At 48.2% G+C, this 12,272-nt stretch carries 15 protein-coding genes; 9 read left to right on the top strand and 6 right to left on the bottom strand.

Going from position 1 to position 12,272, the window contains the following annotated elements; translation table 11 throughout:
• The first annotated feature begins 31 nt into the window (after positions 1 to 31).
• The 8 genes from ttcA (at position 32) to XMD579_RS06460 (ending at position 6,198) form a co-directional block, all read left to right on the top strand.
• Positions 32 to 964, top strand: a complete 933-nt coding sequence (gene ttcA, locus XMD579_RS06495; protein ID WP_173481092.1) for a tRNA 2-thiocytidine(32) synthetase TtcA — start codon at positions 32 to 34, stop codon at positions 962 to 964.
• Between the two features lie 291 nt (positions 965 to 1,255).
• The gene (soxC, locus tag XMD579_RS06490; RefSeq protein ID WP_173481091.1) at positions 1,256 to 2,596 is read left to right on the top strand and encodes a sulfite dehydrogenase; all 1,341 of its coding nucleotides are present in this window, start codon (positions 1,256 to 1,258) and stop codon (positions 2,594 to 2,596) included.
• The gene (locus XMD579_RS06485) at positions 2,580 to 3,608 is read left to right on the top strand and encodes a c-type cytochrome (RefSeq protein WP_173481090.1); all 1,029 of its coding nucleotides are present in this window, start codon (positions 2,580 to 2,582) and stop codon (positions 3,606 to 3,608) included. The genes soxC and XMD579_RS06485 overlap by 17 nt, the downstream gene beginning before the upstream one ends.
• An 82-nt stretch (positions 3,609 to 3,690) precedes the next feature.
• Complete coding sequence (gene soxX, locus XMD579_RS06480) at positions 3,691 to 4,047, top strand: sulfur oxidation c-type cytochrome SoxX (RefSeq protein ID WP_173481089.1); 357 nt, start codon at positions 3,691 to 3,693, stop codon at positions 4,045 to 4,047.
• 31 nt (positions 4,048 to 4,078) lie between these two features.
• Complete coding sequence (soxY, locus tag XMD579_RS06475) at positions 4,079 to 4,531, top strand: thiosulfate oxidation carrier protein SoxY (protein WP_254442920.1); 453 nt, start codon at positions 4,079 to 4,081, stop codon at positions 4,529 to 4,531.
• 27 nt (positions 4,532 to 4,558) lie between these two features.
• A complete protein-coding gene (soxZ, locus tag XMD579_RS06470; RefSeq protein WP_173481087.1) occupies positions 4,559 to 4,870 on the top strand; it encodes a thiosulfate oxidation carrier complex protein SoxZ in 312 nt (103 codons plus the stop codon).
• A gap of 24 nt (positions 4,871 to 4,894) precedes the next feature.
• Positions 4,895 to 5,755, top strand: coding sequence for a sulfur oxidation c-type cytochrome SoxA (gene soxA, locus XMD579_RS06465; RefSeq protein WP_173481086.1), 861 nt, complete (start codon positions 4,895 to 4,897; stop codon positions 5,753 to 5,755).
• Between the two features lie 11 nt (positions 5,756 to 5,766).
• Positions 5,767 to 6,198, top strand: a complete 432-nt coding sequence (locus tag XMD579_RS06460) for a hypothetical protein (protein ID WP_173481085.1) — start codon at positions 5,767 to 5,769, stop codon at positions 6,196 to 6,198.
• A 208-nt stretch (positions 6,199 to 6,406) separates the two neighbouring features.
• Here the strand turns inward: XMD579_RS06460 and XMD579_RS06455 are convergent, their stop codons facing one another.
• The 6 genes from XMD579_RS06455 to puuE all read right to left on the bottom strand — a co-directional run bounded on the left by XMD579_RS06455 (position 6,407) and on the right by puuE (position 11,709).
• Positions 6,407 to 7,303, bottom strand: a complete 897-nt coding sequence (locus XMD579_RS06455) for a prenyltransferase (RefSeq protein ID WP_173506103.1) — start codon at positions 7,301 to 7,303, stop codon at positions 6,407 to 6,409.
• Between the two features lie 261 nt (positions 7,304 to 7,564).
• The gene (locus tag XMD579_RS06450; protein WP_173506102.1) at positions 7,565 to 8,743 is read right to left on the bottom strand and encodes a urate hydroxylase PuuD; all 1,179 of its coding nucleotides are present in this window, start codon (positions 8,741 to 8,743) and stop codon (positions 7,565 to 7,567) included.
• A gap of 8 nt (positions 8,744 to 8,751) precedes the next feature.
• Positions 8,752 to 9,270 carry an ureidoglycolate lyase gene (locus tag XMD579_RS06445; RefSeq protein WP_173483639.1) on the bottom strand — a complete coding sequence of 173 codons (519 nt, stop codon included), beginning with the start codon at positions 9,268 to 9,270 and terminating at the stop codon, positions 8,752 to 8,754.
• A 12-nt stretch (positions 9,271 to 9,282) separates the two neighbouring features.
• Positions 9,283 to 10,269, bottom strand: a complete 987-nt coding sequence (gene alc / locus XMD579_RS06440; RefSeq protein WP_173481081.1) for an allantoicase — start codon at positions 10,267 to 10,269, stop codon at positions 9,283 to 9,285.
• 10 nt (positions 10,270 to 10,279) lie between these two features.
• Positions 10,280 to 10,801, bottom strand: coding sequence for a 2-oxo-4-hydroxy-4-carboxy-5-ureidoimidazoline decarboxylase (gene uraD / locus XMD579_RS06435; protein WP_217364089.1), 522 nt, complete (start codon positions 10,799 to 10,801; stop codon positions 10,280 to 10,282).
• On the bottom strand, positions 10,801 to 11,709 hold the full coding sequence (puuE, locus tag XMD579_RS06430) for an allantoinase PuuE (RefSeq protein ID WP_173481080.1): 909 nt from the start codon (positions 11,707 to 11,709) through the stop codon (positions 10,801 to 10,803). Before puuE ends, uraD begins: the two co-directional genes overlap by 1 nt.
• Before the next feature lie 194 nt (positions 11,710 to 11,903).
• Between puuE and uraH the strand changes: the two genes are divergently transcribed.
• A complete protein-coding gene (gene uraH, locus XMD579_RS06425) occupies positions 11,904 to 12,260 on the top strand; it encodes a hydroxyisourate hydrolase (protein WP_173481079.1) in 357 nt (118 codons plus the stop codon).
• Positions 12,261 to 12,272 lie beyond the last annotated feature (12 nt).

Genomic DNA, 12,272 nt, shown 5'->3' with positions numbered 1-12,272 from the left:
TAGGCAAAACATTATTTAGATCGGATAGACCATGAAAGACGACACCCAGCAAGATGAGCTCAATCGCAAGCAGAAGCTTCGCTTCAATAAGCTGCATAAGCGACTCAGACGTGAAATGGGACAGGCGATAGAGGCCTTCAACATGATCGAGCAGGGCGATAAGGTGATGGTCTGTCTGTCCGGTGGTAAAGACTCCTACACGCTTCTCGATATTCTGATCAACCTACAGAAAAGTGCGCCGATCCACTTTGATCTGGTTGCCGTCAACATGGATCAGAAACAGCCGGGATACCCTGAACACATTCTTCCAGCCTACCTCGACTCTTTAGATATTGAGTACCACATCATCGAGAAAGATACCTACTCGGTGGTTAAGTCGGTTATTCCTGAGGGCAAGACCACCTGTGGTCTCTGCTCGCGTCTGCGCCGCGGCACGCTGTATGGCTTTGCAGATGAGATCGGTGCCAACAAGATAGCGCTAGGACATCACCGTGATGACATTATTGAGACGCTGTTCTTAAACATGTTCCATGGCGGTAAGCTGAAGGGGATGCCGCCCAAGCTGGTCTCAGATGATGGAAAAAATATGGTGATACGCCCGCTGAGCTACTCGCGTGAAAAGGATATTGCCGAGTACGCTGAGATAAAGGGCTTCCCGATCATTCCTTGCAACTTGTGTGGCTCGCAAGAGAATCTGCAGCGTGCATCCATTAAAGAGATGTTGAATCAGTGGGATAAGCAGTTTCCGGGTCGTATTGAGTCTATGTTCAGGGCGATGTGCAATGTCGTTCCGTCGCATCTGGCCGATGAGCAACTGTTTGATTTTAAATCCCTCAAAACCGGATATGCTCACGGTATTGAGGATGAGTCAACCATTCTAAAATTGACTACATCACACGCCGATACAGTTGACAAACAGTCGGCCGTTCAAGTGGTCGAAAAGATAGAAATCACCTCCCTGTAAAAGGCTGCAAATCTTCTAAAATCCCGATTTTTATTATGTTGCACCGCACTAGTCCTTTAGGCTAATGCCGATAGCTTATTGATGGTCATAAGTTTCCTGTGTGGTAGGTTAATCCTTGTAGTTCCGTGGGTTTGGCTGTCATTTTATTGTCACTAAACCGACTTATATCGATTCGTTATAGCTAAAAGCTTTATATAGCTATAATTAATTTGCATATATGGTGATTGGGAACGTAGAATTCTTTCCGCTAGAACTAATTTTGATAATTCACAAACAGCCGGGAGGCAATTGATGGCCAAAATCATCAAAGGGCCGACGACACGTGAGCTAATGTCCCAGCTTGCGAGCGAGTCAGAAGGACTCTCTACTAACGATCGTCGTGATTTTCTCCGCAAGGGTATCGCTGCTGTAGGCGGTGTTGCTGCTGCTAGTGTCGCAGGCACTGCAACGGCATCTGATGCTCTACTTAACTCAAACAACTTGCCACCAAATGAGCCAACTTGGGGTAAGCAGCTAGGTCACGGTGTTATTGAATACCCGTACGGCAACCCTTCGAAATTCGAAAGTGATGTTGTTCGTCGTACCGTACCTTGGTTGACAGCTGAGTCTATCTCTTCAATCTCAATGACACCTCTTCACGAGCTGAAAGGTATCATTACGCCAAACGGACTTGTGTTCGAGCGCTACCACGGTGGTGTTCCAACAATTAATCCTGAAGAGCACCGTCTAATCATCCACGGCCTTGTTGAGCGCCCACTGATCTTCACTATGGAAGATCTAATGCGCTTCCCATCTGAGTCGCACATCAAGTTCCTTGAGTGTCCAGCGAACGGTGGTATGGAGTGGCGTGGTGCGCAGATGGAAGCGCTTCAGTTTACACACGGCATGCTAAGCTGCTGTGAGTGGACAGGTGTTCCTCTACGCGTTCTTCTTGAAGAAGCGGGCGTTAAACCAGAAGGTAAGTGGGTACTTGCTGAAGGTGCTGACGGTGCGCACATGTCTCGTTCTATCCCAATCGAGAAGTGTCTTGATGATGCTCTGATTGTTTACGCACAGAACGGTGAGATGCTTCGTCCAGAACAGGGTTACCCAGTTCGTCTTCTTAACCCAGGTTGGGAAGGTAATACCTCTATTAAATGGCTTCGTCGTCTTGAAGTCGGTGATAAGCCTTGGCACCACCGTGAAGAGACGTCTAAGTACACAGACCTCATGGCTGATGGCCGTGCGCGTCGCTTTACATTCGTTCAGGAAACTAACTCGGTTATCACTAGCCCATGTCCTGAAAAACCAATCCTTAGCCCAGGCATGATCGAGATCGAAGGTCTTGCATGGTCTGGTCGTGGTAAGATCAAACAGGTAGATATCTCGTTCGACGGCGGTGTCTCTTGGACGCCAGCTAACCTGAAAGGTCTAGTTCTTGAAAAAGCTCTGACTCGCTTCAGTCTTGTGACTAAGTGGGATGGTCAGCCATGGTTGCTACAAGCGCGTGCGATCGATGAGACAGGTTACGTACAGCCAACACTTAAGCAGCTTCGTGAAGTTCGTGGTGTTGAGTCTATCTACCACAAGAACGCTATCCATACTTGGAAAGTTGCTAACACTGGGGAGGTTTCGAATGTTCAACTCTCTTAAGCCAACCCTAGTTGCTGCTGCAGTTGCCGGCTCACTAGTTGCTGGTTCTGTAAACGCGGGTGAATCATTCGGCTTCGGTCGTACCGCGACTGCTGAAGAGATCGCTGGTTGGGACATCGATGTACGTCCTGACGGTATGGGTCTTCCAGTAGGTGAAGGTTCGGTAGAAGACGGTGAAGGTCTTTACGAAGCTAAATGTGCTGTGTGTCACGGTCTATTTGGTGAAGGTGAAGGCCGTTGGCCAGTGCTTGTAGGTGGTCAGGGTACTCTTGCTCAGGACCGTCCTACTAAAACTGTAGGCTCTTACTGGCCTTTCGCTTCGACTCTTTACGATTACATCTACCGTGCGATGCCATTTACGGCTCCACGTTCATTGACTCCGAATGAGACATACGCAATCTCTGCGTACATTCTGTACATGAACGAGATCGTAGAAGATGACTTCGTACTAACAAATGAAAACCTTGCTGACATCAAGATGCCAAACGAAGAGAATTTCTTCGTAGATCCGCGTCCTGATGTTAAGAACACGCGTTGTATGTCTGACTGTAAAGATCCTAATGCGATCATGATCACCGGTACTATCGGTGGTGTAACCCCAGTCGGTCACTTCGTTGAAGGTGCTGACGGTCCTGCCGCTTCTCACGAAGAGCAACACGCTCTTGAGCAAGCGAAAGAGAAAGAGCGTCTAAAAGCACTGGGTGTTGAAGTTGAAGAGGAGTCTCACTCAGCTAAGCCTGCTGAGCTATCAGCTGCTGCTAAAGAGGGTAAGGCGACTTACGAAGGTGCTTGTGCCGCATGTCACGGTATGGGTATCGCAGGCGCACCTAAGCTAGGTGATCAGGCTGCATGGGAAGCACGTATCGCACAAGGTATGGATGTCCTAGTAGACCACGCGATCAATGGCTACCAGGGTGATAACGGCATTATGCCAGCGAAAGGTGGTCGTATGGACCTATCTGACGAAGCTGTCGCTAATGCGGTTGCCTACATGGCAGAATCTAGTCAATAATTGACGGATGGCGGGGCGGTTAACGCCGCCCTGTTTTTTATAATAACAAGCACGAAAGTGCACGATCACTGAAGGAGTGACCATGCGAAAGTTGATCTCAGCCCTAGCAGTTGCAGGTGTAGCATTCACCGGTTCTGCAGTCGCGGGTTCACATAGCGAAGCGATGATCAAAGAAGGCCAAGCAATCTACCACGGTAAGTCACGTGGTAACTGTGTTGCTTGTCACAACATTCAAGATCCTATTACCAACCAAGCTGGTAACCAGGGTCCTATGATTATTGCTATGAAAGCGCGCTACCCAAATAAAGCTGAGCTTCGTGCTCAAATTTGGGATGCTACTGCGAAGAATCCTCTGTCTATCATGCCACCAATGGGTAAGCATAATATTTTGACAGAAGATGAAATCGACGCAGTCGTAGAATACATTTATCAGTACTAATTAGACTCGATTTAGGTGGAGTAAAATGAGCATGAATCGTCGTACAGTTGTAAAAGCGATCGCTGCAAGCGGTGCGCTAATCGGTCTAGGTGCAATGATGCCACGCGTGGCAGTTGCTGCATGGAATAAAGATGCATTTAACGCAAAATCACAAGCTGATGCGCTAAACGCACTATACGGAAGCGCTGCAGAAGCAAGTGCTGACGTAATGTTGAAAGCTCCAGATATCGCTGAGAACGGTGCAGTTGTACCTGTATCAGTTGAATCTAAGCTGGCTAACGTTGAATCAATGGCTATCTTTGTAGAGCAGAACCCAACGCCTCTAGCGGCTGAGTTCGGTATCCCTGCTGGTACTGCTGCAGACGTGTCTACTCGTGTACGCATGGGTAAAACAACTAACGTAACTGCAGTTGTTAAGGCTGGTGGCAAGACTTACAGCGCTACCAAAGAAGTTAAAGTCACTATCGGTGGCTGTGGCGGTTAATAAGCGGTTTAGATTAGGAGAAGTATAATGGCTAAGATTTTTCGAGTTAAAGCTAGCGCACGTGGCGGTAAAACTACCGTTAAAATGATGGCTAAACACAACATGGATACAGGTCTTCAGAAGGGTAAAGATGGCAATCTTATCCCAGCTAAATTCCTGGATACTGTGTCTGTTTCTCACGGCGGCAAAGTCGTGTTTGAAGCGAACCTAAACACAGCTATCTCTAAAAACCCATACCTAGCATTCACTTTCGAAGGTGGCGCTAAGGGTGAAGAACTATCTGTTGCTTGGTCTGAAAACACAGGCGCAACTGGCACCGAATCTGCAAAGATCAAGTAATTGATCTCTGCTTACGGAGGACGCATGAATATAATAAAAAGCACACTACTTGGTTTGAGTGTTGCAGCTGCTAGCCAAATGGCAATGGCAGCAACTACGGGAGCTACTGTCGCAACTGTCGATCCAGAAGCTGACCGCATTGCACTGCAAGAATATATGAAAAACCGTTTCCCAGACACTCCAATGAGTGAGTACGTAAACGGTATCTATGCTGTTGACGCTGCGTCTCGTGCGCAGTGGGAAGAGATTGAAGAGTTCCCTCCTTACGAGCTAGACCTCGAAAAGGGTGAAGAGCTATTCAATACGCCTTTCGCAAACGGTAAAGGTTACGCTGACTGTTTCGAGAACGGTGGTATTGGCATTCGTCAAAACTTCCCATACTGGAACGACGAGCGTAAAACAGTTGTAACTCTAGAGATGGCGATCAACGAGTGTCGTATGACAAACGGTGAGAAACCACTAGGCTGGAAGAAGGGCGCTATTGCAGAGATCTCTGCATACATGGCCTACACTTCACGCGGTAACGAGTTTGCAATTGAGATTCCAAACGATGAGGCGAAAGCGGCTTACCTAGATGGTAAAAAGTTCTTCTACTCTAAGCGTGGTCAGTTGAACCTATCATGTGCTGACTGTCATTTGACTGGTACTAACCGTTTGGTTCGTGCCGACCTTCCAAGCCCAGCGCTAGGTCACACTACACACTTCCCTGTAGTACGTTCTAAATGGGGTAACATCGGTACACTACACCGTCGTTACGAAGGCTGTCACCGTGACTCTCGTTCAGAGTACTTGAAGCCACAAAGCGAAACTTTCCGTAACCTTGAGTACTTCCAGACTTACATGTCTAACGGTCTCATCGTTAACGGTCCTGGCGCACGTAAGTAAGGGGCAAACAGATGAAAAAGATCATTTCGATCGCAGCTGTTGCTGCACTTACACTGAGCTCTATGGCTTCTGCTCAAAGCTTCAGTGAAGCATTTGATGCAGCTCGTGCCCTTCAAGGTGCTAACGGCACGTTTGAATGGAACGGCAAGAAGTACAGCACACAGACAATCGAAGAAGCTTTGGCATCGAAACCAGCTAACGCTGAAAATGCTCAAGCACTATTCGATGCTGCTAAGGCTAAGTACAAAGAGTCACAAGAAGCAGGCTTTGCTTGGCGTGATACTAAAAAGTACTTGAAAGAGTCTAAAGAGGCGATTGCTGCTGGTGAATTCCAGAAAGCAATGGATCTTGCTGCTCGTGCTCACTACCAAGCACGTAAGGGTGTAGAGCAGCGTGACTACGCTGAAAAACATTGGATTGATGCAGTTCCTCCGTTGAACTAATCATATTCCTTACAAAAACCCGGTTATTGTGCCGGGTTTTTTTGTGCCAAAATTTTATATGGCATTTTGTGATTAGGTTATTGTTTTTGGTAATAATGGTGCTATGATACTTACATCTTTCCAGAGCGTGATTTATCACTCTCTTCTTGTGAATGATTTAACCGTTTTCGCAGTGATCTTTGGGGCCTTTGGCCCCATTTTTTTTGCCTTAATTCCACATTATAAGAATCGATAAGATCGTGGGTGTAGCCAGTGTGAGCGCAACATTAGGGCCCATCAATTGATTGAATTTCGTCTGATTAGCGGCATTGTTTAAAACCAAAATAGAGAGCCTGATCGCGGCGGTTGAAACAACCACACCAACTAGTAGCCCAAATAGATCTGTTCCCATTGTCTGAATAAGCAGTACCATCCCAGCGATCATAACCGAGTTAAATAGGGTGTATACCTTGGCGCCGGTATGGCGTCCATAAGCGATGAGCAGGTGGTATCGGCCTGAGGCACTGTCTGCATCGATATCCGGGTATTGATTCAATAGCAGTAAATTGTTCACTAGACAGAATGGAATGATGGACGCCAGCACAGCCTGCTCTGCCAGACCGCCGGTCAGGCTAATGTGGGTACCCAAAACCATGATCGGCCCAAAGCCAATTCCCGCAGAGATTAGGCAAGCGATTGGGTGTCTGTTCAGTACCGGGGTGTAGGTTAAAACAATAAAGAGACCCAAAATCCCCAAAGGCATTAACAGAGCAAGGTTCTGTTGCATTAAATAGAGCCCAGACAGCGTGCACAGTGAAAGCAGTGTTAATGCGACACTTTTAACCTCTTTAGCAGACTCAGGATGGCTGGGAAGCGCACCACTGCCGCCACTGAAGGGGGTTCGATCAGTGGTTAAGTCTAAGCCTGAGCAGTAGTCATGGTACTCATTGAGCATGTTGACGCTTATGTGAGCCAATAGCGCAGTGATAAGAACTAGTGCAGCTAATCCAAGATTTATGGATGTGACCTGGCTCGCCGTTGCGATGCCTAACAATACACAGACGAAGGTAAGGATTAAGAAGTTGGGTCGTGCAGTCGCAATCAGAGTGGCAATTCGACGGTTCACAGCTGGGAGCCTCTATAAGGTTGGTGTCCCTATTGTAGAATCTAGGCGAAGCCGAAGCGAATGTGATTGGATGGATGAGTATCGCGGCCTTTGCAAGACCGCTCCAACAGGATGCTTTTGTTGGAGCCTTATCGAAGATGAGGCGATTTTTTTCAGAGAATCGCGGCCTTTGCAAGACTGCTCCAACAGGATGCTTTTGTTGGAGCCTTATCGAAGATGAGGCGATTGGGGTCTGACCTTCGGTCTGACCCCATTACTCAACTATTTCTCTAAAGAGCTAAACCACTGCCCGAGCATGACGCGCTCTTCCGGTAGCATGCCCGTTAGGTTGCCTAAAGGCATCGCCTGAGTCGCGACAGACTGTGCATGAATGCGTGCAGCGCTCATTAGAACATCCTCTTCTGTCTCCAGAATGACACCGGCAGGGGGAGCAGTGAACATCTCACTGGTTGGGTTCTTAGCGTGACAGCTAGTGCAGCGCTCATAGACGATCTGAGTCGCTTGCGCCAGGGTGACGTTGTTACTGCTTAGGGTAGCTTCCATACCTCGATTAGGGTGCGTCACATAAGCAAGGCAGATCATACCCAGAGCCGCGAAGGGGAGTGTCCATGCAAATTTTTGACTCTCGTGGCGGGTATTGAAGTAGTGGCGAACACCGACACTCAACAACGCAATCGCAAATAGAATGGCCCAGTTCCACTCATGGCCATAGGTGCTTGGGTAGTGGTTGCTGATCATAATGAACAGCACTGGCAGCGTCAGGTAGTTGTTGTGGCGAGAGCGAAGCAGGGCACGAGCGGGCTGTTTTGGATCAGGTTCGCGACCCTCTTTAATTGCTGCAACCAGATCACGCTGTCCCGGCATGATGACGCGGAATACGTTACCCACCATCATGGTGCCGGTAATGGCGCCGATGTGAATGTAGGCAGCACGACCACTGAACACCTGAGTAAAGGCCCAGGCCGCAATAATCAGCAGCATCAGTAGAACCAATCCAAGCAGTGCCGGTTGTTTACCTAAGGGTGATTCACACAAGAAATCATAAATAAACCAACCTGCGATCAGTGACGCGATACTGATCGCAATGCCTTCCCATGCAGTTAGGCCTGAGCCAGGGGCGAGTAGGTAGAGTTCGGCATTTAGGTAGTAGACAACTGCCAACAAGGTAAAACCAGAGAGGAAGGTGGTGTACGCTTCCCATTTAAACCAGTGTAGGTTTTCCGGCATCTGTGGCGGGGCAAGTTTGTACTTCTCTAGATGGTAGATACCACCACCGTGGATGGCCCATAGATCGCCCGATAGACCCTCTCTAGGACTCTTACGGTTTAGGTTGTTCTCCAACCAGACAAAGTAGAAAGAGGCACCAATCCACGCGATACCAACGATCATGTGTATCCAGCGGACCAGTAGGTTGAGCCATTCTGTGTAGTGCGGATCCATATCGACCTCTAAGCGTTTAAATGATTGATATCTGCATCAAGAAGAGTGATCTCTCCGTCAGCAAAAAAGTGTTCGTCGCAGTTATTACCTTCGCCTTTGCGGTCAACGATCAGAAAATCACTGCCGTTCTCTAGCGCTAGGATAGGGTGATGCCACACCCCTTTACCGTAGTTCAGACCCTGACGCCCGTTGCTAATAAAAGCGCGAATATCGTTTGGGTTAGGCTGATCTGCAGGTGGCGCGACGACGATCAGAAAGCGTTGGCGCTCCATCGGGATGAAGGCTTGACTCCCCTGAGGGTGGCGCTCAAGCATCTTGATTTCGAGCGGGTAACTTAAGGTATCTGCCTTGAAGATACTGATAATGGCTTGGTCCTCTTGGCGATTCAGTTCAACCGTTGCCAATTGATGAAACCGCTGAGTTGAGCCATTGTTAATAGGAAAGTGATCAGAGCCTTCCGTCTCGATTACTTGGCCAAAAGGTTCAAAAGCCTCTTTTGTTAACGGTTCAATGGTCAGAGATCTCATCATTCACTCCTATTAAAGGGTTGGTTTACCAAAGACTCTTAAGCGCGACACACCACCATCTGGGTGGATGTTGAGCTTAACGTGAGTAATCGGTCCAAACTCAGGATCTACAGAAAATTTGTGAATCGAGTCGGCGCTTAGCTTCTGGTTAGGTAAGAGTGTTTTCCAAAATAGGCTCTGAGTGGCGATCTGTTCAGGTGAACCGCCACGAACATAGGCCGCTTGAATGTCACAGCTGTCAGGGAAGTTGCCTTTAAAGTGAGCAGTATCGATCTCGATCTCCTCTGCAACCCCTGGACTACCTAATGCCAGAATGACCCAGTCATAGCCTGGTGAGCGGCGGCGTGCTGTCTCCCAGCCATCACCCATATTAACGCCACGGCCAGGATTGGTTAGGTTGCCCATTTTCCCGAAATGCTCATCACTACAGGATAGGGCACAACCGCCATTCAGTGCCGAGACTAGATCGATGCTTTGTGAGTTGTCGACCGAATCCCAGTCGATAAACGGACGTCCATAGACTCGGAAACGCGCAATGCCACCGTCTGGGTAGATGTTTAGGCGAACGTGAGACCAAGGCTGATCGTTGTTCACTTCAAATAGGTGTTCGCTATCGCCCTGAAGATCGACCGATGGAAGCAGTGTGTACCACTTAGTTTTATCATCTGGATCCTGATCTGGCGAGTAACAGACATCCACAGAAGCTGACGGAGGAAAGTTTCCGGTAAAGAAGTTTGTGTTGATCTCTATGGCTTGAATCATGCCCGGTGCGCCAAGACGAATAATGGCGTAGTCATAGCCTTCAAAACGCTTGCGGCGTGACTCCCAGCCATCCATCCACTTACCAGCATCATCGTAAACACCCTCTTTCCAGACAGGGGGTTCAGGATTTAGCATGCGGTTCACTTCGGCAAACCAGTCATCGGTAACAAAGGTCGCTTTGGCTCCTAAGCGAGCATCTGCAAGGTTAACTAAGCGTTTCAGTTTCTGTTCGTTCATCTATACAATCTCACAAATCAGCCAGACGGAATGCGGCAATTTTATTAATTTCGGCTAACGCTCGAGCAAACTCTTGCTCTGGCGAGTTATTGATACGCTCCTCAAAGCCAGAGAGGATTGCATGTTTGTTGCTCCCTTTAACGGCCATGATAAATGGAAATTGGAATTTGGCTTTGTAGGCATCATTGAGTTCGGTAAAGCGGGCAAACTCCTCGTCGGTCAGCGTATCGATGCCCGCACTGGCCTGTTCTGACGTCGATTCTGCCGTTAGATTGCCTGCTCGCGCCGCTTTTCCGGCTAAGTCTGGGTGGGCAATAATGACACCGAGCTGCTCCTCATGGCTAGCACTCAAGAAACAGTCGGACATTAAGCGGTGAAGCTCATCAATGATATCGTGCTCTGCTGTGATCCCTTGATCAAATACTTGTTCAGCAATCCAAGCGGAGTGCTCATAGATGCCACCAAATTTGGTAACGAATTCCTGTTTTGTTAGCTCGCTAGGTGAGCCAAATGCAAAGGTGACACTCATCATTAAGCCTCAGGTTTGTGGTGTTGATGCCAGTGGCGGGCAATATCGATGCGACGTGCGTACCAGACCTTGTCATGACTTTGTACGTAATCCAAGAAACGTTGCAGTGCAGCAATGCGTCCAGGGCGACCCAGTAGACGACAGTGCATGCCGATCGATAGCATTTTAGGGGATCTCTCACCTTCTGCGTAGAGGACATCAAAGGCGTCTTTTAAGTATTGGAAAAAGTGTTCTCCGGTATTAAAGCCTTGCACCTGCGCAAAACGCATATCGTTGGTATCCAGTGTGTAGGGGACAACGAGATGTTTGCCTTTCGGTCCATCGACCCAGTAGGGCAGGTCATCAGCGTAGGAGTCAGAGTCGTAAAGGAATCCACCTTCCTCCATGACTAACTGACGAGTGTTGGGGCTATCTCGACCGGTGTACCAACCCAGTGGGCGTTGTCCGGTTACTCGCTCGATGATCTCAATGGCTTCCTGCATCTCTTGACGCTCTTGCTCCATCGGCATCTCTTGGTAGGTAATCCATTTTAGAGCGTGTGAACAGATCTCATATCCAGCATCAACGAACGCTTGGGTGACATCAGGGTGGCGTTCCAATGCAGTCGCAACACCAAAAATGGTCAGAGGGATATCCCGTTTTTGGAAGGTATCTAATAAGCGCCATACACCGGCGCGACTTCCGTACTCATAGATCGACTCCATACTCATATGGCGTTGACCTGGGAAGGGGACAGCGGAAGGCATTTCCGAAAGAAAGGCTTCAGACTCTGAGTCGCCATGAAGAATGCAGCGCTCGCCTCCCTCTTCGTAGTTGAGTACAAATGAGAGAGCAATGCGCGATTCATTCGGCCAAGCTGCGTGTGGTGGATTCTTTCCGTAACCGACCAGATCGCGAGGGTAGTTGTTCATACCTAAAACTCCAATATTGATGAGCAGATTGTATACAATTTGTCAGTCAGGTAAATAGCGTAAAAGCATTAAACAGGCTCTAATCATGCAGATAATGCCAATTATCCGATAGACTTTAGTCGAATATTGCTCTATTTGTTAGATTTTATGTATACAAATCGGTATACATAATTAATCAATATTGAGGATTTCATATGAACGGTTATCTAACAACTCATGTTTTAGACACTGCCAACGGTTGTCCTGGTGAAGGGATTGAGCTAACCCTTTTTAAGGTTGAAGAGGGGCAATTAATCGAAGTGGTTTCTGCAGTGACGAATGACGACGGTCGTGTTGATTCTCCAATTCTTCCTAAGGGGGAGTGTGTCAAAGGGGTCTATGAGTTGCACTTCATGGCGGGTGATTACTTTAGACGTCGCGGCACTGAGCTCGCTGAGCCTGCTTTTTTGGATCAGGTTGTTATCCGTTTCGGTATTGCTGACGAAGAAGCGCACTACCATGTACCGCTTCTGATCTCGCCCTACAGTTACTCAACTTACCGCGGTAGCTAAGTAAGAGTTTTC

The sequence above is a fragment of the Marinobacterium sp. xm-d-579 genome, assembly GCF_013282935.1.
Taxonomy (GTDB): Bacteria; Pseudomonadota; Gammaproteobacteria; order Pseudomonadales; family Balneatricaceae; genus Marinobacterium_E.
This window is presented reverse-complemented; position numbering and strand designations above follow the sequence as displayed.

Bases quoted from the DNA above. Each gene is read 5' to 3' on its own strand.
- ttcA (WP_173481092.1), top strand. From the start codon at position 32: ATGAAAGACGACACCCAGCAAGATGAGCTCAATCGCAAGCAGAAGCTT.
- soxC (WP_173481091.1), top strand. From the start codon at position 1,256: ATGGCCAAAATCATCAAAGGGCCGACGACACGTGAGCTAATGTCCCAG.
- XMD579_RS06485 (WP_173481090.1), top strand. From the start codon at position 2,580: ATGTTCAACTCTCTTAAGCCAACCCTAGTTGCTGCTGCAGTTGCCGGC.
- soxX (WP_173481089.1), top strand. From the start codon at position 3,691: ATGCGAAAGTTGATCTCAGCCCTAGCAGTTGCAGGTGTAGCATTCACC.
- soxY (WP_254442920.1), top strand. From the start codon at position 4,079: ATGAATCGTCGTACAGTTGTAAAAGCGATCGCTGCAAGCGGTGCGCTA.
- soxZ (WP_173481087.1), top strand. From the start codon at position 4,559: ATGGCTAAGATTTTTCGAGTTAAAGCTAGCGCACGTGGCGGTAAAACT.
- soxA (WP_173481086.1), top strand. From the start codon at position 4,895: ATGAATATAATAAAAAGCACACTACTTGGTTTGAGTGTTGCAGCTGCT.
- XMD579_RS06460 (WP_173481085.1), top strand. From the start codon at position 5,767: ATGAAAAAGATCATTTCGATCGCAGCTGTTGCTGCACTTACACTGAGC.
- XMD579_RS06450 (WP_173506102.1), bottom strand. From the start codon at position 8,743: ATGGATCCGCACTACACAGAATGGCTCAACCTACTGGTCCGCTGGATA.
- XMD579_RS06445 (WP_173483639.1), bottom strand. From the start codon at position 9,270: ATGAGATCTCTGACCATTGAACCGTTAACAAAAGAGGCTTTTGAACCT.
- alc (WP_173481081.1), bottom strand. From the start codon at position 10,269: ATGAACGAACAGAAACTGAAACGCTTAGTTAACCTTGCAGATGCTCGC.
- uraD (WP_217364089.1), bottom strand. From the start codon at position 10,801: ATGATGAGTGTCACCTTTGCATTTGGCTCACCTAGCGAGCTAACAAAA.
- puuE (WP_173481080.1), bottom strand. From the start codon at position 11,709: ATGAACAACTACCCTCGCGATCTGGTCGGTTACGGAAAGAATCCACCA.
- uraH (WP_173481079.1), top strand. From the start codon at position 11,904: ATGAACGGTTATCTAACAACTCATGTTTTAGACACTGCCAACGGTTGT.